Origin of the sequence: Micromonospora sp. PLK6-60 (assembly GCF_019890675.1) — a bacterium.
Classification (GTDB): domain Bacteria; phylum Actinomycetota; class Actinomycetes; order Mycobacteriales; family Micromonosporaceae; genus Micromonospora.
On the sequence record NZ_JAIOAA010000003.1, the window covers coordinates 339,028 to 356,945 of the forward strand.

19 protein-coding genes are annotated in these 17,918 nt (G+C 74.3%); 8 read left to right on the forward strand and 11 right to left on the reverse strand.

Translation table 11 applies throughout. The features are described from left to right. The first annotated feature begins 11 nt into the window (after positions 1-11). Positions 12-998 (forward strand): aldo/keto reductase, encoded by a 987-nt coding sequence (locus K7640_RS07895; RefSeq protein ID WP_222954049.1) that lies wholly within the window; start codon positions 12-14, stop codon positions 996-998. 79 nt (positions 999-1,077) lie between these two features. Here the strand turns inward: K7640_RS07895 and K7640_RS07900 are convergent, their stop codons facing one another. Continuing rightward, entirely contained in the window at positions 1,078-3,414 is a 2,337-nt protein-coding gene (locus K7640_RS07900; protein ID WP_222954050.1) for an ABC transporter permease, read from the reverse strand. Then, on the reverse strand, positions 3,408-4,142 hold the full coding sequence (locus K7640_RS07905; RefSeq protein ID WP_222954051.1) for an ABC transporter ATP-binding protein: 735 nt from the start codon (positions 4,140-4,142) through the stop codon (positions 3,408-3,410). The genes K7640_RS07900 and K7640_RS07905 overlap by 7 nt, the downstream gene beginning before the upstream one ends. Before the next feature lie 156 nt (positions 4,143-4,298). On the opposite strand from K7640_RS07905, the gene K7640_RS07910 reads away from it, so the two are divergent. Beyond that, the gene (locus K7640_RS07910; RefSeq protein WP_308042486.1) at positions 4,299-5,462 is read left to right on the forward strand and encodes a sensor histidine kinase; all 1,164 of its coding nucleotides are present in this window, start codon (positions 4,299-4,301) and stop codon (positions 5,460-5,462) included. Beyond that, entirely contained in the window at positions 5,459-6,136 is a 678-nt protein-coding gene (locus K7640_RS07915) for a response regulator transcription factor (protein WP_222954052.1), read from the forward strand. The genes K7640_RS07910 and K7640_RS07915 overlap by 4 nt, the downstream gene beginning before the upstream one ends. A gap of 44 nt (positions 6,137-6,180) precedes the next feature. Here K7640_RS07915 and thpR read toward each other — a convergent pair whose 3' ends face one another. The 3 genes from thpR to K7640_RS07930 form a co-directional block, all read right to left on the reverse strand. Further along, entirely contained in the window at positions 6,181-6,759 is a 579-nt protein-coding gene (thpR, locus tag K7640_RS07920; protein ID WP_222954053.1) for an RNA 2',3'-cyclic phosphodiesterase, read from the reverse strand. Between the two features lie 3 nt (positions 6,760-6,762). Next, positions 6,763-7,272, reverse strand: coding sequence for a hypothetical protein (locus K7640_RS07925; RefSeq protein ID WP_222954054.1), 510 nt, complete (start codon positions 7,270-7,272; stop codon positions 6,763-6,765). A gap of 269 nt (positions 7,273-7,541) precedes the next feature. Beyond that, positions 7,542-8,135, reverse strand: coding sequence for a TetR/AcrR family transcriptional regulator (locus K7640_RS07930; protein WP_222954055.1), 594 nt, complete (start codon positions 8,133-8,135; stop codon positions 7,542-7,544). A gap of 92 nt (positions 8,136-8,227) precedes the next feature. On the opposite strand from K7640_RS07930, the gene K7640_RS07935 reads away from it, so the two are divergent. Both K7640_RS07935 and K7640_RS07940 read left to right on the forward strand, forming a co-directional pair. Continuing rightward, on the forward strand, positions 8,228-8,734 hold the full coding sequence (locus K7640_RS07935) for a hypothetical protein (protein ID WP_222954056.1): 507 nt from the start codon (positions 8,228-8,230) through the stop codon (positions 8,732-8,734). 5 nt (positions 8,735-8,739) lie between these two features. Further along, positions 8,740-9,420, forward strand: coding sequence for an SGNH/GDSL hydrolase family protein (locus K7640_RS07940; protein WP_222954057.1), 681 nt, complete (start codon positions 8,740-8,742; stop codon positions 9,418-9,420). 43 nt (positions 9,421-9,463) lie between these two features. On the opposite strand, the gene K7640_RS07945 is transcribed toward K7640_RS07940, so the two are convergent. The 3 genes from K7640_RS07945 to K7640_RS07955 form a co-directional block, all read right to left on the reverse strand. Beyond that, positions 9,464-10,750 carry an MFS transporter gene (locus K7640_RS07945; protein WP_222954058.1) on the reverse strand — a complete coding sequence of 429 codons (1,287 nt, stop codon included), beginning with the start codon at positions 10,748-10,750 and terminating at the stop codon, positions 9,464-9,466. Positions 10,751-10,812: 62 nt separating this feature from the next. Continuing rightward, entirely contained in the window at positions 10,813-11,262 is a 450-nt protein-coding gene (locus tag K7640_RS07950) for a MarR family winged helix-turn-helix transcriptional regulator (RefSeq protein WP_222954059.1), read from the reverse strand. A 118-nt stretch (positions 11,263-11,380) separates the two neighbouring features. Then, positions 11,381-12,859: an NCS2 family permease gene (locus tag K7640_RS07955; protein ID WP_222954060.1), complete on the reverse strand. Its 1,479-nt coding sequence runs from the start codon at positions 12,857-12,859 to the stop codon at positions 11,381-11,383. Positions 12,860-12,949: 90 nt separating this feature from the next. On the opposite strand from K7640_RS07955, the gene K7640_RS07960 reads away from it, so the two are divergent. Further along, positions 12,950-13,207, forward strand: a complete 258-nt coding sequence (locus K7640_RS07960; RefSeq protein WP_222954061.1) for a DUF2530 domain-containing protein — start codon at positions 12,950-12,952, stop codon at positions 13,205-13,207. A gap of 153 nt (positions 13,208-13,360) precedes the next feature. Here the strand turns inward: K7640_RS07960 and K7640_RS07965 are convergent, their stop codons facing one another. Continuing rightward, complete coding sequence (locus K7640_RS07965) at positions 13,361-14,197, reverse strand: DUF3027 domain-containing protein (RefSeq protein ID WP_222954062.1); 837 nt, start codon at positions 14,195-14,197, stop codon at positions 13,361-13,363. Positions 14,198-14,286: 89 nt separating this feature from the next. Between K7640_RS07965 and K7640_RS07970 the strand changes: the two genes are divergently transcribed. Together K7640_RS07970 and K7640_RS07975 are read left to right on the forward strand one after the other, a co-directional pair. Further along, a complete protein-coding gene (locus K7640_RS07970) occupies positions 14,287-16,047 on the forward strand; it encodes an MFS transporter (RefSeq protein WP_255608371.1) in 1,761 nt (586 codons plus the stop codon). Further along, positions 16,044-16,694 carry a futalosine hydrolase gene (locus tag K7640_RS07975; RefSeq protein ID WP_222954063.1) on the forward strand — a complete coding sequence of 217 codons (651 nt, stop codon included), beginning with the start codon at positions 16,044-16,046 and terminating at the stop codon, positions 16,692-16,694. Before K7640_RS07970 ends, K7640_RS07975 begins: the two co-directional genes overlap by 4 nt. Here the strand turns inward: K7640_RS07975 and K7640_RS30755 are convergent. Together K7640_RS30755 and K7640_RS07985 are read right to left on the reverse strand one after the other, a co-directional pair. Next, positions 16,666-17,112 (reverse strand): GNAT family N-acetyltransferase, encoded by a 447-nt coding sequence (locus K7640_RS30755; protein ID WP_222954064.1) that lies wholly within the window; start codon positions 17,110-17,112, stop codon positions 16,666-16,668. The genes K7640_RS07975 and K7640_RS30755 overlap by 29 nt on opposite strands. Next, positions 17,007-17,750 carry a helix-turn-helix domain-containing protein gene (locus K7640_RS07985; protein ID WP_255608373.1) on the reverse strand — a complete coding sequence of 248 codons (744 nt, stop codon included), beginning with the start codon at positions 17,748-17,750 and terminating at the stop codon, positions 17,007-17,009. The genes K7640_RS30755 and K7640_RS07985 overlap by 106 nt, the downstream gene beginning before the upstream one ends. Positions 17,751-17,918: the final 168 nt, after the last annotated feature.

Consider the following 17,918-nt stretch of genomic DNA (forward strand, 5'->3'; position numbering starts at 1 on the left):
AGGGTGAAGGCATGGAGTACACGAATCTGGGGCGTACCGGTCTGTCGGTCAGCCGGCTCTGCCTGGGCACGATGAACTTCGGCCCGCAGACCAGCGAGCCGGACAGCTTCGCCATCATGGATCGGGCGCTGGAACACGGCATCAACTTCTTCGACACCGCCAACGTCTACGGCTGGCAGCTCGGCGAGGGCGTCACCGAGCAGATCATCGGCCGCTGGTTCGACCAGGGCGGCGGCCGGCGCGACAAGGTCGTGCTGGCCACCAAGGTGTACGGCAAGATGAGCGACTGGCCCAACGACCAGGGGCTCTCCGCCCGGCACATCATCCGGGCCTGTGAGGAGTCGCTGCGCCGACTGCGCACCGACACCATCGACCTCTACCAGATGCACCACGTCTCGCGGACCACGCCGTGGGAGGAGATCTGGCAGGCGATGGAGACGCTTGTCGCGCAGGGCAAGGTGCTCTACGTCGGCTCGTCCAACTTCGCCGGCTGGCACCTCGCCCAGGCGCAGGCCGCCGCGGCGCGGCGCAACTTCCTCGGCCTGGTCTCCGAGCAGAGCATCTACAACCTGATGACCCGGCACGTCGAGCTGGAGGTGATCCCCGCCGCGCAGCACTACGGGCTGGGCATCATCCCCTGGTCGCCGCTGCACGGCGGGCTGCTCTCCGGGGTGATCCGCAAGATGGCCTCCGGCGGCGCGGCGCGCGGGGCATCCGGCCGGTCGGCCGACGCGCTGGCCGCACACCGACCGACCATCGAGGCGTACGAGAAGCTCTGCGCGGACCTCGGCCACGACCCGGCGGACGTGGCGCTGGCCTGGCTGCTCTCCCGGCCCGGGGTGACCGCCCCGATCGTCGGCCCGCGCACCCGCGACCAACTGGACCGCAACCTGGGCGCCCTCGACGTGTCGCTGGACGAGGCGACCCTGGGCCGGCTGGACGAGCTGTTCCCGCCGGTCGGCAACGGCGGCCCGGGCCCGGAGGCGTGGGCCTGGTAGTCCGCCACCTGGCCGTCGGCGCCCGCCCGGCGTCCCGCGGCGCTCCCGGCGGGCGGGCGCGGGACGCCGGGCGGGCGCGTCAGCGGGCCAGGGAGCGGGCCGGCAGGACGGTGGCGGCCAGGGCCAGCAGCAGACAGGCGGCGACCACCGCCGACACGACCGGCCACGGCACCACCAGCGCGACCGGGGCACCGGCCTGTTCGCGCAACGCGCCCATCGAGCCTTGGAGGGCGAGCCAGGCGACCACCCCGCCGAGCAGGGCGCCGACCGCCACCACCAGCACCGACTCGGTGGCCACGGTCAGCAGCACCTGCCGGCGGGTGGCCCCGACGAGCCGGAGTTGGCGCAGGTCGGCGGCCCGGCGGGCGGTGGCCATCAGCAGCGTGCCGGCCACCGCCACGGCGCCGTAGCCGGCGGAGACGCCCACCAGCAGCACCGTGAAGATCCACACCAGCCGGTCCTCCTCGGCGTCGGCCTGCCGGGCCCAGCTCGCCGCGTCCACCACCCGGGCCCCGATCGCCGACGCACCGGCCGGGCGCTCCGGCAGGAACACCGCCGAGGTGAGCGCCGACGGGTCGTGCGCCCGGACCGTGTCCCGGGGCAGCACGAGCCCCGCCGGGGCGCCGTCCTCCAGCACGGCCACCACCCGCAGCGCGACCCGCCGGCCGTCGGCGAAGGTCACCGGCGCGACGCCGCCCGGCCGCCAGCCGAACCGCTGCGCGGTGGACCGGCTGAGCGCCACCGTGTCCCCGGCCAGCGCCGCCGGGGAGCCGGCGGCCGTCCCCGGGTCGCGGACCGCCGCCCGGTAGGCCGCCGGTTCCAGGCCGACCGCCGGCACGGCCACCCGGTCGACGTGCACCTCGGTGGGGAGCAGGGCCGCGCCGCCCGTGCCGGTCACCGCCGCGTCGGCCAGGCCGGGGGTGCCGTCCGGCACCAGCACGGCCGGCGCCCGTACCGCCGCGTCCCGGGCGGCGGCGTACGCGCCGGCGGTGGTCTGCACGTTTCCGGTGATGAAGACGGCGAAGCTGACGGTGAGCAGCACCGGCGCCGCCGTGGAGGCGGTCCGTCGCACCGCGGTCAGCGCGTTCTCCCGCACCAGCGTGCCGGTGACCCCGCGCAACGGCCAGAGCAGGGCCCGGACCAGGGCGGGCAGCACCGCCGGGCCGAGCAGCGTCGCGGCCACGATCAGCGCCATCGCGCCGAGCAGCGAGGTGGTGGCCATCCCGCGTACGTCGTCGGTGGTGGCGGTGGCCAGTCCCGCCGCACCGGCGGCCGCGGCGACGGCCAGCCCGGTGGCCCACCGCGCCCGGGTCATCGGCCGGGTCTCCACCGCCGCCTCGCGCAGCGCCGCCAGCGGCGGGATCCGGCCGGCCCGGCGGGCCGCGACCGCGCTGCCGAGCAGGGCCACCACCGGGCCGGCCGCGAACGCCGCCAGCGGCGGCCACACCTGCCAGCGGACCGTGAAGCCGGCCGGTTCGAGCCCGGCGTCGACAAGCACCCGGGCCAGCGGCACGGCGGCCAGCGCCCCGAGCAGCACCCCGGCGGCGGAGGCGGCGGCGCCCACGGCGAGCGCCTCCCGGTGCACCAGCCGGCGGACCTGACGCGGGGTGGCCCCGACCGCGCGCAGCAGGCCGAACTGCCGGCGGCGCTGGTTGACCACGAAGGCGAAGGTGGACGCCACCACGAAGACGCCGGCGAAGGCGGACAGGGCCGCCATCGCGGTGAGCACCTGGAGGCCGATCCAGCGGGTGCGGGCATCCGCCCGGGGTTCCAGCGCACCCCGGGCCGGGCCGGTGAGCACGGTGCCGGCGGTGCCGACGGCCGCGGTCACCGCCCCGATGTCCGGGCGGCCGAGCAGGCCGATGGCCCGCACCCCGGGGGCCAGCCGGGCGGCCGTCGGGTCCGCCACGTAGAGGGCCGGCGGGTCGACCAGGCCACTGACCGTCCAGCTCGCCGGGCCGGCGGCGGTGAGCACGGTCAACCGCCCACCCACGGGCACGCCGAGCGCCCGACCCACCACCACGTCGCGCTCGCCGACCGGCGGTGAGCCGGCGGTGAGCCGGTGCCCGGCCAGCGCGGCACCGGCCCAGCCCTGGCCGCGTACCTGGTCGGGCACCGGCCGCCCGGCGATCACCGGCTGGCCGTAGAAGTCGCGGTCCGGCACCGCCGTGACCACCCCCGATACGGCGGCCAGCCGGTTGACCAGCGCGGACGTCTCCTCCGGCGACCAGGGCCGGGTCTGCGGGAAGGTGCTGGCAACGTCGTCGGGGGCGGGGCTGCGCACCACCACCCCGGCCGCGACGAAGCGCTCCGGCACCCGGGGCACGTGCGAGCCGAGCAGCAGCAGGCTGACCGTCACGACGGCGACGCCGAGCAGCACCGAGACCAGCGCGCCGAGCCGCTCCCGGGTCAGCACGACAGCTCCAGCGCGGCCATCCGGGCGGCGATCGACTCGGCGGTGACCTCGGTGAGCCGGTCGACCAGCCGGCCGTCGGCCAGCATCAGCACCTCGTCGGCGGTGGTCGCGGCGAGCGGGTCGTGGGTGACCATGACGATCGTCTGGCCGTGCTCGTCGACCAGGTCGCGCAGCAGTCGCAGCACCTGCCGGGAGGTACGGCTGTCCAGCGCGCCGGTCGGCTCGTCGGCGAAGAGGACCGCGGGCCGGCTGAACAGCGCGCGGGCGATCGCCACCCGCTGCTGCTCACCGCCGGAGAGCTGGCTGGGCCGGTGCCCGGCCCGGTCGGTGAGCCCGACCGCGTCGAGCGCGGCGGCCAGCGCGGCGGGTGACACCGAACGGCCGGCGAGCCGCGCCGGCAGCGTGACGTTCTGCGCCGCGGTCAGCGCGGAGACCAGGTTGAACGCCTGGAACACGAAGCCCACCCGGTCCCGGCGCAGCCGGGTCAGCGCGGTCTCGTCCAGGGTGCCGAGGTCGGTGCCACCGACGGTGACCGTGCCGCTGGTGGGCCGGTCGAGGCCGGCGGCGCAGTGCAGCAGGGTGGACTTGCCGGAGCCGGACGGGCCCATGATCGCGGTGAAGCTGCCCGGCGGGAAGTCCACGGTGACGCCGGCCAGGGCGTCCACCCGGTGGGCGCCGTCGCGGTAGCTCCTGCGTACGTCCGCAAGGGAGACTGCTGGGGTGACCATGGCGTCCACGGTGCCGGCCGGCGCCGGGGAAAGCGTCAGGCCGGCGCGGTCATCGCCGGGTCGTCCGGGAGCGGTAGCCGGGCGGCGCGGATAGGTCTCGAGGATGACGGCCGCCGGGGGGACGACCCGGCGCGCCCGGCTGGCTAGCGTGGACGGGTGACCGCCACCGCGCCACCGCTGCTACTGCGCCACCTCACCCCCGGCCAGTCGCTGGTGGTCGACGGGCTGTTCGCCGTGGCGGTCGCCGTGCTCGGCTGGTACGCCGCCGTCGAGGTGCCGCAGCCGCCGGCGACCGGGCCGCACGAGCCGGCCTGGGTGTCGGTGGCGGTCGGGGTGGCCCTGGGCGCGCCGGTGGCCATCCGCCGGCTCTGGCCGGTGCCGGCCGCCGTGGCCGCGTTCGCGGTGGCCGCGCTGGCCCTGGCCACGGACCTGGTGCCGGACTATGCGAGCGCCGGGCCGCTGGTCGCGGTCGGCACGGTGCTCTACACGGTCGGCGGCCGGTTGCCCGCGCGCCGGTCCCTGCCGGTGCTCGCCGGCGGCCTGCTGGTGATCGCGGTCGCGCTGGCCGTCTCGGTGAATTCGCCGTTCGGCCCGGGCGGCTTGGAGGTCGCCTTCGCCGCGCTGGTGCTCGGCGCGAGCTGGGCGGTGGGCTGGACGGTGCGGGAACGCCGGGCGTACGCGGCGCGCACCGTCGAGCAGGCCGCGGAGCGGGCGGTCCGGGAGGAGCGGTTACGCATCGCCCGGGAGATGCACGACGTGGTCGCGCACAGCATGGGCCTGATCGCGGTCAAGGCGATGGTCGCCGACCACGTGGCGGAGGAACGCCCGCAGGAGGTCCGGGAGGCGCTGCGGGTGATCGAGGCGACCAGCCGGGGCGCGCTGGCCGACCTGCGGCGGGTGCTGGCCTCGCTGCGCCTGGAGGCCCCGCTCGCCCCCACCCCGGGCCTGGCCGACCTGCCGGCGCTGGTCGAGCGGACCCGGTCCGCCGGGGTGCCGGTCGAGCTGGACGTACGCGGTGACGGGACGGTGCCGGAGGGGGTCGGGTTGTCGGCGTACCGGATCGTCCAGGAGGCGCTGACCAACGTGCTGCGGCACGCCGGTTCGGCCCGCTGCCGGGTGGAGGTGCGCGCGGCCCCTGGCGAGCTGTGCCTCACCGTCACCGACGACGGCCGTCCGAAGGCGGGCGTCCCGGCGGGCGGGCAGGGGCTGGTCGGGATGCGGGAACGAGTGGCGCTCTACCGGGGCGAGTTCGCCGCCGGTCCGGGGCCCGACGGCGGCTTCCAGGTCCGGGCCCGGCTGCCGTACGGGGAGCCGGCGTGACCGGCGACGGCCCGGTGCGGGTGCTCATCGCCGACGACCAGGCCCTGCTGCGGGCCAGCTTCCGGCTGCTGATCGAGGTGACGGCGGGGTTGACGGTGGTCGGCGAGGCCGGCACCGGCGCGGAGGCCGTGGCGGCGGCCCACCGGGAGCGGCCGGACGTGGTGTTGATGGACGTCCGGATGCCGGAGCTGGACGGCATCGAGGCGACCCGGCGGATCTGCGCCGCGCCGGCGACGGCGGGCACCCGGGTGCTCATCCTGACCACCTTCGACCTGGACGAATACGTCTACGGCGCGCTGCGCGCCGGGGCCAGCGGGTTCCTGCTGAAGGACACCCGGCCGGACGAGCTGATCGCCGCCGTACGGCTGGTGGCGGCCGGGGAGGCGCTGCTCGCGCCGACGGTCACCCGCCGGCTGATCGCCGAGTTCGCCAGCCGTCCCGAGCCGGGCCGCCCGCTGCCCCGGACCCTGGCCGGGGTCACCGAGCGGGAGCGGGAGGTGCTCGTGCTGGTCGCCCGGGGACTGTCCAACGCGGAGATCGCCGCGCACCTGCGGCTGAGCCTGGCCACGGTGAAGACGCACGTCAGCCGGCTGCTGATGAAGGTGCCGGCCCGGGACCGGGCGCAGCTCGTGGTGGTGGCGTACGAGAGCGGCCTGGTCCAGCCGGCCCGCTGAGGAACCCGGGCTACAGCAGCCAGCCGGCCCGCTGAGAAACCGGGCTACAGCGGCCAGGCGGCCAGCCGGTGGTACGTCGGGCGGGGGCCGGGGTGGCTGCGGACCAGCACCAGCTCGCCGGCCGGCCAGTCCGGGCCGAGGTAGTCGTCGAGCGCCACCCGGTCGGCCTCGACGTCGGCGGCGTCGATCCGGTCGCCGGGGCGGGCGATGGTCAGGTGCGGCCGGAAGGGCTTCTCGTCGTGCGGCAGCCGGGCCCGGCGCAGCCCGGACCGGATCAGCCGGGCCAGGATGGACAGTTCCGCCACGTCACCGCGCAGGTCGACCCAGAGGATGGTGAACCGGCCCCGCCCGAACCGGCCGCCGCCGCCGAGCCGCAGCCGGGGCGCGCTGCCCCGGCCGGCCCGGAAGGTCTGCACCGCGCGCCCGAGGACGCTCTCCACCTCGACCAGCCGGCTCTCCTCGACCTCGCCGAGGAAGGCCAGGGTGAGGTGGGCGTTGGCCGGGTCGGCCAGCCGTACGTTGATCCCGGCGGCGGCGGCCGCACCCACCCGCAGCCGGGCCACCCGCGCGGTGAGCTGGTCGATCGCCTCGGGCGGCGGATAGACGGCGACGAAGAGCCGCACCGGTCAGCGGTGCCGCAGCCGGTGTTCGGGGCGGGCGGCGGGCAGGGTCAGCCCGGCGGCGTGCAGCTCGCCCTCGACCCGGAGCCGTTCGATCTCCCGGTCGACCCCGGTCAGCTCGCCGAGGTGTTCGGTGAGGTCGAGGGCGCGGCAGGCGGCTCGCAGCCGCTCGTCGTACGCCTCGATGACGGCGCCGTGCCAGACCACGGACCGGCCGGTGGCGGCCCTCCGGTGCCGGCCGAGGCGGCGCAGGTCGGCGGCGACCTGTTGCAGCGACCGGCGGCCGTCCCGGTCGAACTCGGTGAGGTCGATGTCCCGGGTGAGCGCGTCGGCCTCGATGGCCCGGTCGAGCCGGGCGATGGTGCGCCGTTCCCGGCGTGCCTCGCGCCACTCGGACCAGCCGCAGGCGACCCGGTCGACGATCTCGTCGGCGCAGAACAGCGCGGCGATGAGCGCGGGCACGCACGCGACGGCGACGAACGCCAGGGCCAGCGTCACCGCATCGGGGTCACCCACGCCTCGACGCTAAGGCCCCGGCGGAGCCGCCGCCACCGGATTGCCGTTATCCGCAACGCCGGTCGTCGGCCGGATCCTCGCGGATCCGGCGCACCGGACCGAATCCGATCAGCCAGCCGTGACTGGCCGTGCCACCGGTTCGCACAAATATCAAACAAGGCAGGCCGGCGGCACCAGGCTGGTTATGACGCTCACAGGGGGTATAAGCCGAATCGCCGTGTTAGCGTCCGGCAATTTTGCCACTCCTTACCCAATCCTCGGACGACCCGTCAGGGTTTGCGCGCCACAGTTTCGGCCGCCGTGGGGCGGGGCGGGCGGTCGAACAACAGGTCGACCGCGTGCTGCGCGACGTCACCCCGGGTGCGCTGCTCGTGATCGGCGGCCAGGAAGTGCACACCGATCGCCAGGCAGGAGGCGAGCAGGGCGCGGGCCTCGATCTCCTCCGGGTCGGTGCAGAAGGCCCCGATCAGCTGGCGCAGCAGCGCCATCCGTCGGTTGTCCACCGCGCGCAGCCGCTCGGCGACCGCCTCGTCGTGCCGAGCCCAGGTGCGGATCGCGAGGTCGATCGGCAGCAACCGACTACTCGAAAACGTGAGCATCCCGGCCCGCTGGATCTGGCTGCGCGGGTCGCCACCCTCACGCTGGACGCGTGCGATCACCTCGTCCGTGCTCTCGCGCTCCCACACGTCGAGCATCGCGCGCAGCAGCGCATCACGGTCGTCGAAGAAGCCGTAGAAACCGCCCTTGGTGACGCCGAGCCGCTTCGCGAGCACCTCGACCCGGACGGCGTCCGGCCCGCCCTCGGCCAAGACCAGCAGGCCCTCCTCGATCCACCTGTCGCGGGGCGTGCGGGTGGCAGCCACTGCGCCTCACCTCGCTCCGTTGTGTACGCCACCGTATATGACTGCTACAGTAACAATATACGGCACCGTATATTAGGAATGGAGCTGCCCGCATGAGCGTAGGCGCAGCCCTCAGCACCGTCGGGGTCGAACGTCTGCCCGCGTCAGTGCGTACCCTCAGCACGCTGTCCCGGATCGACTACGCCGACTACTTCGTGCTGCCGACCGACGCCGCCGCGACGGCGGAACGCTGGGCCCGGGCGATGTTCGGCGACAAGCCCGACGCCATCGAACTGTTTCTGTGGCGGGGCCTGCTGGGCCTGCGGCTGCGCCGGACCGGGTCGGCGGACACCGTCGCCGGCTGGCAGATCGGTGAACGGGCTGATGACTGCGTCCGACTTGAGGCCACCTCGTGGTTCCTGGCTGCCAACCTGGTCGTCCAAGCAACCGGTGACAGCGTGGCGCTGGGAACGTTTCTACGTTACGACCGGTGGCTGGCGCACCTGGTCTGGTCGCCGCTGTCGGTCCTGCATCGCCAGCTCGTGCCCGGCCTGCTACGCAAGGCGGCGTCCCGGATCGTGGCTGCCAAGGTCGGCGGCGGGATGTCAAGCCCACGATGAGAGTATTGGACCTGCCGATTGCCACGATGCAGGGCTTGTGGCTCAAGGCCACGATCAAGATCGCCCCGCCGGCCGCCGGGCCGACCACCGGCACGGTCGGAACCACCACGGCGCGCCAGCCCTTGCGCGTCGCCGTTCTCGGCGACTCCACGGCGGCCGGGTGTGGGGTCGACAACCATGACGAGAGTTTCACCGGGTGGCTCGCCCGTGAGCTGACCGCGCGCACGCTGCGGCCTGTGCAGTGGCAGGTGGTCGGCCAGTTCGGCGCCACCGCGCGCCGAATCCGCTACCGGCTGCTGTCGCAGATCGGCGAGGATCTCGATGCGGCTGTCCTCCTGGCCGGCGGCAACGACGTCATGGGCGGCCGCCACCCCGACGAATGGGCCGCGGACCTGGCGGCCATCGTCGACGATCTCATGGAGCGCTCCGGCCACGTGATCGTGGCCGGCGTTCCGCCGTTCGCACTGTTTCCCTCGGTCCCCCCGACCCTCGGCCGGGTGCTGACCGCGCGTGCGGAGGCACTCGACGAGGTCTCGCGCGGCATCTGCCGGACGCGCCCGTGCACGACCTGGGTCACGATGGCCGAAATCCCACCGCCGCATTTCTTCGCGACGGACCGATTTCATCTTTCGGCGGCCGGCTACCGGCGCTGGGCCCAGGTCGTCGCCAACCACATTCCGGTCTGACCCAACACGGCCCCTGGCGTGCGGCCGGGGCGGGGCGTCCGGGTCAGCACTCCGGGGCGGAGACCACGTAGAACCGGGGCATCGGAAGCACCCGGAACCGCAGCCGGGCGCCGGAGCGGCGCAGTTGCCAGGTGAGCGCGAGCAGGGCGGTGGCCAGCGAGATCAGGCCGCCGATCCAGATGCTGGCGCCGGCGCCGTAGGTCTCGGCGAGCCAGCCGATCACCGGTGCGCCGATCGGGTTGGTGCCGAGGAAGACCAGCACCCAGAGCGCCATCACCCGGCCCCGGAAGGCCGCGTCGACGCCGAGCTGGATCCGCTGGTTGGCCGCCTGGGCGAAGTAGACCATGAAGAAGCCGGTGGGCAGCAGCAGGGCCACCACCAGCCAGTACGCCGAGGCCAGCCCGACCAGGGTGCCGAACGCCGAGCAGGCGACGGCGGCGCCGAGCACCACCCAGACGGTGGGCCGGCTGCGCCGCCCGGTGCCGGCCAGCGCGCCGGCCAGCGCGCCGACCGCCAGCGCGCTGCTGAACAGGCCGAACGAGGCGGCCCCGGTGTTGAACACGGTCTTGGCCAGCGCGGCGAGGGTGAGCTGGAAGTTGAACAGCGAGGTGGCGATGATGGAGATCATCACCATTGGCAGCAGCAGGTCGGGCCGGCGCCAGACGTACCGCAGGCCGTCGATCACCTTGGCCTGGTCGCGCTCGGCGACAGGCGGCAGCTCCTTGCGGTGCAGCTCCGCCGGGCGCATCCGGATCACGTTGACCAGCGGGGCGAGCGAGCTGACCGCGGTGACCAGGAAGACCGGGCCGACGTCGAAGGCGGCGATGGCCAGGCCGGCCAGCGCCGGTCCGACGATCCGCGCGGAGTTGAAGGTGGCCGCGTTGAGCGAGAGTGCGTTGGGCAGCAGGGGGGTGCCGACCAGTTCGCTGACGAACGCCTGCCGGACCGGGGTCTCCACGGCGTTGGCGGTGCCGAGCAGGGCGGCGAAGGCGAACACGTGCCAGAGCTGCACCAGCCCGGTGATCACCAGGGTGGCCATGGCGAGCGACAGCACCGTCCAGAAGGCGTTGGCGACGAAGAGCAGCAGGCGCTTGTCGTACCGGTCGGCGAGGCGGCCGGAGAGCAGGGTGAGCAGCAGCACCGGGGTGAACTGGAGGGCGGTGACCACGCCGAGGGCGGTGGCCGAGTTGCCGGAGAGGTCGAGGACGAGCCAGTCCTGGGCGATGAACATCATCCAGACGCCGATCAGTTTGATCAGCTGTCCGGTGGCGAAGAGCCGGTAGTTGCGGACTCGTAGGGACTGGAACATCGTGCTCAGCTTCGCCTGCACTCTTGGTGCGCCTCCTCGGGTACGCGTCATCCACGGTGGACGGCGCGGACCCGGTGGCGCGGTCAGTCGCGGGCGATCCGCGAAAGGATCTCGGCGGCTCGCCGCAGCGTGTCCCGGTCCTCCTCGTCGAGGGCGGCCAGCCGGCTGGCCAGCCACTCGTCGCGGACCCGCTCGAACTGGTCGAGCACGGCCCGTCCGCCCTCGGTGGCCGCCAGGATGACCTGGCGACCGTCGGTCGGATGGGGGGTGCGCCGCACGAGGCCGCGCTCCTCCAGCTTCGCGACGATCCTGGTCATCGTGGGCGGTTGCACCCGTTCGACGTCGGCCAGCTCCCGGGGTGTCAGCGCGCCCGCCAGCTTGAGGCTGGTGAGCGCGGAGAGCTGGGTGACCGTCAGGTCGCCCACCGGGCGGGCCTGTCGGACCCGCCGGTTGAGCCGGGTGATCGCATCTCGCAACTGGGGGGCCAGCTGCGCCGGTGGCACGCGTTCCGCCGTCACCGTCCGCTCCGTCACAGTCGTTAGCCTACCTAATGAGCATGGCTAACGACATGCGATATGACCACGCTCACGAGAAGTTTGTCCTGCTCCGGGCCGGGTGGCCGAGGCGGCACCCGGCCCGGGCTCAGGATCGTCAGAGCACCGCGGACTCGATCGGCCCGCGCAGGAAGTACAGCACGAACAGCAGGGCCACGAAGTAGAGCAGCGGGTGGACCTCGCGGGCCTTGCCCTTGGCGAGCTTCACCAGCACGTACGTGATGATGCCCGCGCCGATGCCGTTGGAGATCGAGTAGGTGAACGGCATCAGCACGATGGTGAGGAACGCCGGGATGGCGATCTCGTAGTCGGTCCAGTCGATGGTCCGCACCGCGGTCATCATCAGGAAGCCGACCACCACCAGCGCGGTGGACGCCGCCTCGAACGGCACCACCACCGCCAGCGGCGCCAGGAACATCGCCAGCAGGAACAGGGCGCCGGTGACCAGGTTGGCCACGCCGGTCCGGGCGCCCTCCGCGACCCCCGCGGCACTCTCGATGTACGACGTGTTGCTCGACACCGAGGCCGCGCCACCCGCGGCGGCGGCGATCGAGTCGACCAGCAGGATCTCCTTCGCCCGCGGCGGGGTGCCTTGCTCGTCGAGCATGTCCCCCTCCTGACCGATCGCGACCATGGTGCCCATGGTGTCGAAGAAATCGGTGATCATCAGGGTGAAGACGAACATCAGCGGGACCAGCCAGCCGACCCGACTCCACGAGCCCAGCACGTTGAAGTTGCCGAGCAGGGAGAGGTCGGGGATGTCGACCACCTTCTCCGGCAGCGCCGGCACGTTCAGCGACCAGCCCTTCGGGTTCGGCTGGCCGTTGACGAAGGACGGGCCGACCTTGGTGATCGCCTCCACGATGATCGCCAGCACGGTCGAGGCCAGGATGCCGATCAGGATCGCGCCGCGCACCCGGCGGACCACCAGCACGATGGTGACCAGCAGGCCGACCACGAAGACCAGCATCGGCCAACTGACGATCTTGCCGTTGATGCCCAGGCCGACCGGCACGGTGGTGTTCGCCGCGTCCGGCACCCGGCGGACGAAGCCCGCGTCCACCAGGCCGATGATGGTCAGGAAGAGGCCGATACCCACGCCGATGGCGGTCTTGAGCTGGGTCGGCACCGAGCGGAACACCGCGGTACGCAGCCCGGTCAGCACCAGGATCGCGATGAGCACACCCTCGATCACCACCAGGCCCATGGCGTCGGCCCAGGTCATCTCGGGGGCGATCTCGAAGGCCACCAGCGCGTTGACGCCGAGGCCGGCGGCGAGCGCCATCGGGAACCGGCCGACGACGCCCATCAGGATCGTCATCAGACCCGCCACCAGGGCGGTGGCCGCGGCCAGCGCGGGGATCGCGAGCTGCTTGCCGTCCCCGTCGACGGCACCGCCCAGGATCAGGGGATTGAGCACCACGATGTACGCCATCGTGAAGAAGGTCGCGAGGCCACCCCGCACCTCCCGGCTCATCGTCGAGCCGCGGGAGGTGATCTCGAAGAACCGGTCGAAACCGGAGCGGGGTTGGGCGGGATCGGGTGCGGTGCCGTTGTCCGGCGGCGCTATGGACATCTGGTCCCTCGCAGGTGATCTTCGGTTGGACGCGCGCATCGTCCCAGATCAGTGGCGGGCAGGGAAAGTTGATCGCGTACGCTTTTGTCCGTGCCTCAGCAGCAGCCGCCGCGGCCGGAGCCGCTCGACCCGCCGATGGTGCCGTTCGCCGTCGTCGGGCTGGTCGCCTGGGCGGTGGCCGGGCTGGTCCTGCTGCTCTTCTTCCGCGACTGGCTGACCGCGAACGGCCACCAGAACTGGCTCTGGACCTGCCTGGCCGGTTTTCTGTGGGGCTTCCCCGGTCTCGCGACAATGATGCGCCACGACGCCCACCGGCGTCGCCGCCGGGCCGCCGCCGGCCAGAGCTGACTCAGCTCCGCCGGCCCGCGCCACCCCGGCCGGCACCGACTCGACTCAGCGCGGCTCGCGCCACCCCGGCCGGCACCGACTCAGCGCGGCTCGCGCCACCCCGGCCGGCACCGACTCAGCTCCGCCGGCCCCGCGCGGCCCGGACCACCGACGTCACGGGTGACCGTACGGCTCCGCCGGCTCGGCCGACTCGACGGACCCGGGAGCCCGGCTCACCGTGACCGCCTCGACCGCGCTGTCGTCGTAGACCGTCGGCAACTCGTCGACCGGCGTCTCCGGCGTCTCGGTCAGCGTCTCCGAGTGGGCGCCGCACCCGTGGTCGGCGCTGACCACCCGGCCGTCGTCGGGGGCGTAGAAGTTGCCGCAGGCCCCGAACGCCTGCCGCAGCTGACCGGCCAGCGGCAGATAGAAGCCGCAGGTGCCGCAGCGGGCGGCGGCGGGCGCCGCGGTCGAGATCGGCGCGGCGGGGCCGTGGTCGCCGTCGTACCAGCGCTGGGCCGCCTCGGCCCGCCCCTCCCGGGACATCACCCGGGGCCGGCCCAGGCCCAGCTCCCAGGCGGTCTCCTCGACCGCCGGGTCGTCGGAGAGCAGGTAGCCGGGGGCGAGCCGGTCGTCGTCGGCGGGGGTGACCAGCAGGTCGCCCGGGCCCAGGTCGCCCGGCTTGAGCCGCTCCTGCCAGGGCACCCAGCCCGGGGCGAGCATCGCGTCGGGGCCGGGTAGCAGGACCGTCTCGCAGATGGTGACCGTGCGGCTGCGCGGCACCCGGGTCACGGTGACCGCCCAGCGCCAGCCGCGGTAGCCGGCCAGCCGGCACTCGAAGTAGTGGGTGACGAGGCGGTCCCCCTCGGCCACGGCCTGGAGGTGGTCGCCGACGTCGGCGGGCTCCACGTCGGTGATCGCGGCGCGGGCCACCTCGACGGCAGCGGCGCACACCTGGTCGAGACGGGCGCGGGTGGAGGCGGGCCTGGTCACCGGTCCATTGTTCCCCATGCCCGGCGGAGCCCGACAGAGGGACTCCCCGGGAGGCTTCTGCGCCGGTGCTGCGGCGTTCCCGGATCGGATGGGCGAGGATGGAACACATGCCGCTGTTCTCCCGCCCCGAGCGATCCGCACTCGGGCGGACCGTGGGCACCGGCATCCGGGCCGTACGCCTGCTGTTGCGCGGCTCGGTCAGCGGCGGCCGGTGGATGACCCGGCGGGCCGGCTCGGCCCGGGCCCGCAGCGCCGGCAACGAGGTCGGCATGGTCCGCCTCTTCGACCTGCACGCGCTCTCCTGCGCCGGCGACACGCTCATCGCGATCGGGCTGGCCGGCACGATCTTCTTCGACGTGCCGCTCGGCGAGGCGCGCAACAAGGTGGCGCTCTACCTGCTGGTGACGATGGTGCCGTTCGCCATGCTGGCGCCGGTGGTCGGCCCGCTGCTCGACCACTTCCGGCACGGCCGCCGGTACGCGCTGGCGGCCACCATGCTCGGCCGGGCCTTCCTGGCCTGGCTGATCTCCGACTATCTGGACAGCTTCGGCCTGTACCCGGCCGCCTTCGGGGTGCTGGCGCTGTCCCGGGCGTACGGGGTGGCCCGGTCCGCGGCGGTGCCCCGGCTGCTGCCCGAGGGCATCGGCCTGTCCCAGGTAGGCGCGCGGGCCAGCGTCTACGGGACGGTGGCGGGCGCGCTGATGGCGCCGCTCGGCCTGGCCGCCTTCTGGTTCGGCCCGCAGTGGCCGCTGCGGGTCGCCTCGGTGATCTTCCTGGTCGGCATGGTGATCGCGCTGCGGCTGCCGCCGAAGGCGGACTCGGAGCCGCCGGAGCGGGTGCCCCAGCCGCTGCGCGCGCTGCGCGGCCGGGACCGGGAACGGCCACTGGGCCGGGGCCGCCCCGCCGGCCGGCTGGTGATCGCCACCCTGATCGGCTCCGCCACCCTGCGCGGCATGTACGGCTTCCTGCTGCTCTTCCTCGCCTTCGCGATCAAGGCCGGCGACCTGACCACGGTCTTCTGGGGCCGGGAGCTCGGCCCGCAGGTCGCGCTGGGCGTGGTCGGCGGGGCGCTGGCGGTGGGCGGCTTCCTGGCCACCGCGATCGGCACCCGGCTGCGCATCCACCGCCCGGTCGCCATCCAGTCCAGCGCGTTGATCATCGTGGCCGGGGTGGGCGTGCTCGCCACGCTGAAGTTCTCGCTGCCCATGGTGGCGGTGCTCTGCCTGGTGACCGCCCTGTTCAGCGGGATCGCCAAGCTGACCGTGGACGCCTCGATCCAGGAGCGCATCCCGGAGCGGCTGCGGGCCAGTTCCTTCGCCCATTCCGAGACGGCGCTGATGCTCGCCTTCGTGGCCGGCGGCGCGCTGGGCCTGGTCCCGTTCGCCGGCCGGGTCGGCGTCCTCGTCGCGGCCGGGGTCGCGGTCCTCGCCGCCCTCCGCGGCCTCCTGGTCGCCCGCCGGCTCCGCGCCGAACGCCTGGTCGGTCGCCCCCTCGACGACGACGAGCAGGACCGCCTCGCCGAGCAGGACCGGCGCGCGGAGCGGGACCGCCACGCCGAACAGGACGCCGAACAGGATCAGCCGACCGGCGCCGACCGCGCCGAGACCACCGAGCCCGGCAATGCCCGCCGCAGCGGCGTCGCCGGCCGTGACCCTCGTGCCGGCGAACCCGACGACAGGTATCCCGCGGACGAGACCGACGACGCCACCGAGGCCGCCCGTCGGGCGGCGCCCACCTCGCCGGCCCCCACCGGCTACGACGGGCTGGCCCCGCCCGGCTACCACGTCTACCGGCCGTCGTCGGCGGTGCCCCGGGCCGGCGGGGCGGACGACGAGGAACGGCGCGGCTCACCCGGACCGGTGTCGTGACGAGACTGCTGGTGGTGACCGCCGTGCCGGTGGAGGCCGAGGCGGTCCGGGCCGGGCTCACCGACCCGACGGTGACCGTGCGCCCGGTCGGGGTGGGGCCGGCCGTGGCCGCCGCGGCCACCGCCCGACTGCTCACCCTGGCCGAGGCGGCCGGCCACCCGTTCCGGGCGGTGCTCAGCGCCGGCGTGGGCGGCGGCTTCGCCGACCGGGTGCCCGTCGGCGGCACGGTGCTGGGCACCCGCAGCGTCGCCGCAGACCTGGGCGCCGAGTCGCCGGAGGGCTTCATCCCGGTCGACGAGCTGGGCATGCCACCGGAGTGGCTGGGCGGCGGCCCGTCGGTGGACGCCGACGCAGCGCTGCTGGCCGAGCTGCGGCAGGCGCTACCGGCGGCGATCGTGGGCGCGGTACTGACCGTCGGCACCGTCACCGGCACCGCCGCCAGCACCCAGGCCCTCGCCGTCCGTCACCCCGACGCGGTGGCCGAGGCCATGGAGGGGTACGGCGTGGCGGTCGCCGCCATGCAGGCCGGGCTGCCCTTCGGTGAGCTGAGGACGATCTCCAACCCGATCGGCCCCCGGGACCGGGACGCCTGGCGAATGCGGGAGGCCATCGCCGCCCTCACCGAGGCCGCCCAGGCACTGCACTGAGCTGATCCTTCGGCAGCGCGAGCCGGAAGGCGATCGGCCGCGAAGCCTCCTGCTCCCAGCCACAGGCGTAGAGGAACCCGCTGCCCCACTCGGCGACCGCCCGCGCCTCCACCACACCGGCCCGGCGCATCTCGTCCGCCAGGGCCCCCAGCAGCCGCCGGCCGATGCCGAGCCACCGGTGTTCGGCGGCGACCAGCACGCCGTCCAGCACGATCTCCCGTTGCCCACCCAGGTCGTACCCGAGCGCCAGGTCGAGGCTGCGCTCGTGGGCCCGCAGCTCGCCGACCAGCTCGCCGTTGGGCAGTTCCGCGACTAACCGCCACGACGTCGACGGCAGGCCGGGCGGCGGATCTGCACCCGGCGGCGCACTGCCGCGCCCCGGCGTCGGCGATCCCGCTCGCGCCGGTCCAGCCGCCACGTCGCGGCCGGCAGCTTGAGGGGCCAGAGCGGCTCGGGCAGGTCGTACCAGCCGGCCCACCACGCGCCCGGCCAGTCCCGTGGTTCGCGGACCTCCCGCCCGTCGAGGTGCGCCGGGCAGTGCCGCCCGGCCGCGTCCCGTGGGCCGTCGGCCCCGACCGCCAGCGCGGCCGAGCCGACGCCGGCTGGAGTGTCACCGGCCGGGTTGTCACCGGCCGGGGCGTCGCCGGCCGGGTTGTCACCGGCCGAGGTGTCACCGGCCGAGGTGTCACCGGCTGGGGCGTCACCGGCCGAGGTGTCACCTGCCGGCAGCGAGACGGTCAGCTGGGCGTTCACGGCCCGTGCGAGTCGTTCGACGGTGCGGAAGCGCGGGTCGGTCGCCTGCCCCGACTCGATCCGGGCGATGGTCCCCTGCGGGATCCCGGACCGTGCGGCCAGCTCGCGCTGGCTCAGGTCGGCCCGGCGGCGCAACGCCCGCAGCGTCGCGCCCAGGTCGATCGCCTCCCCCGACGTGGCGCCCAGGCCGGCCATCTCCCCCGACGTGGCGCCCAGGCCCACCGCCTCCTTCGACGTGGCGCCCAGCCCGGCCACCTCCTTCGACGTGGCGCCCAACCATGCCACCTCCCCCGACTTGGTCATGCCCCACATCGTCTGCCCTACCGGCGCCCCGCTCAACAGCCATCGTCCGCCTGTGGAAAACCCTGTGGAAAAGCGGTGGGCCTGGGGACGGCGGGTGCGTTTCAGCGCCTACCAACTTGATGACGTAAACGAATCAAATACCGGGAATGAAACCCCGACATCCCGCAA

Coding starts and splice junctions, on each gene's coding strand:
- K7640_RS07895 (WP_222954049.1), top strand. CDS start 12: ATGGAGTACACGAATCTGGGGCGTACCGGTCTGTCGGTCAGCCGGCTC.
- K7640_RS07905 (WP_222954051.1), bottom strand. CDS start 4,142: ATGGTCACCCCAGCAGTCTCCCTTGCGGACGTACGCAGGAGCTACCGC.
- K7640_RS07935 (WP_222954056.1), top strand. CDS start 8,228: ATGAGCGTAGGCGCAGCCCTCAGCACCGTCGGGGTCGAACGTCTGCCC.
- K7640_RS07955 (WP_222954060.1), bottom strand. CDS start 12,859: ATGTCCATAGCGCCGCCGGACAACGGCACCGCACCCGATCCCGCCCAA.
- K7640_RS07965 (WP_222954062.1), bottom strand. CDS start 14,197: ATGGGGAACAATGGACCGGTGACCAGGCCCGCCTCCACCCGCGCCCGT.
- K7640_RS07970 (WP_255608371.1), top strand. CDS start 14,287: ATGCCGCTGTTCTCCCGCCCCGAGCGATCCGCACTCGGGCGGACCGTG.
- K7640_RS07985 (WP_255608373.1), bottom strand. CDS start 17,750: ATGACCAAGTCGGGGGAGGTGGCATGGTTGGGCGCCACGTCGAAGGAG.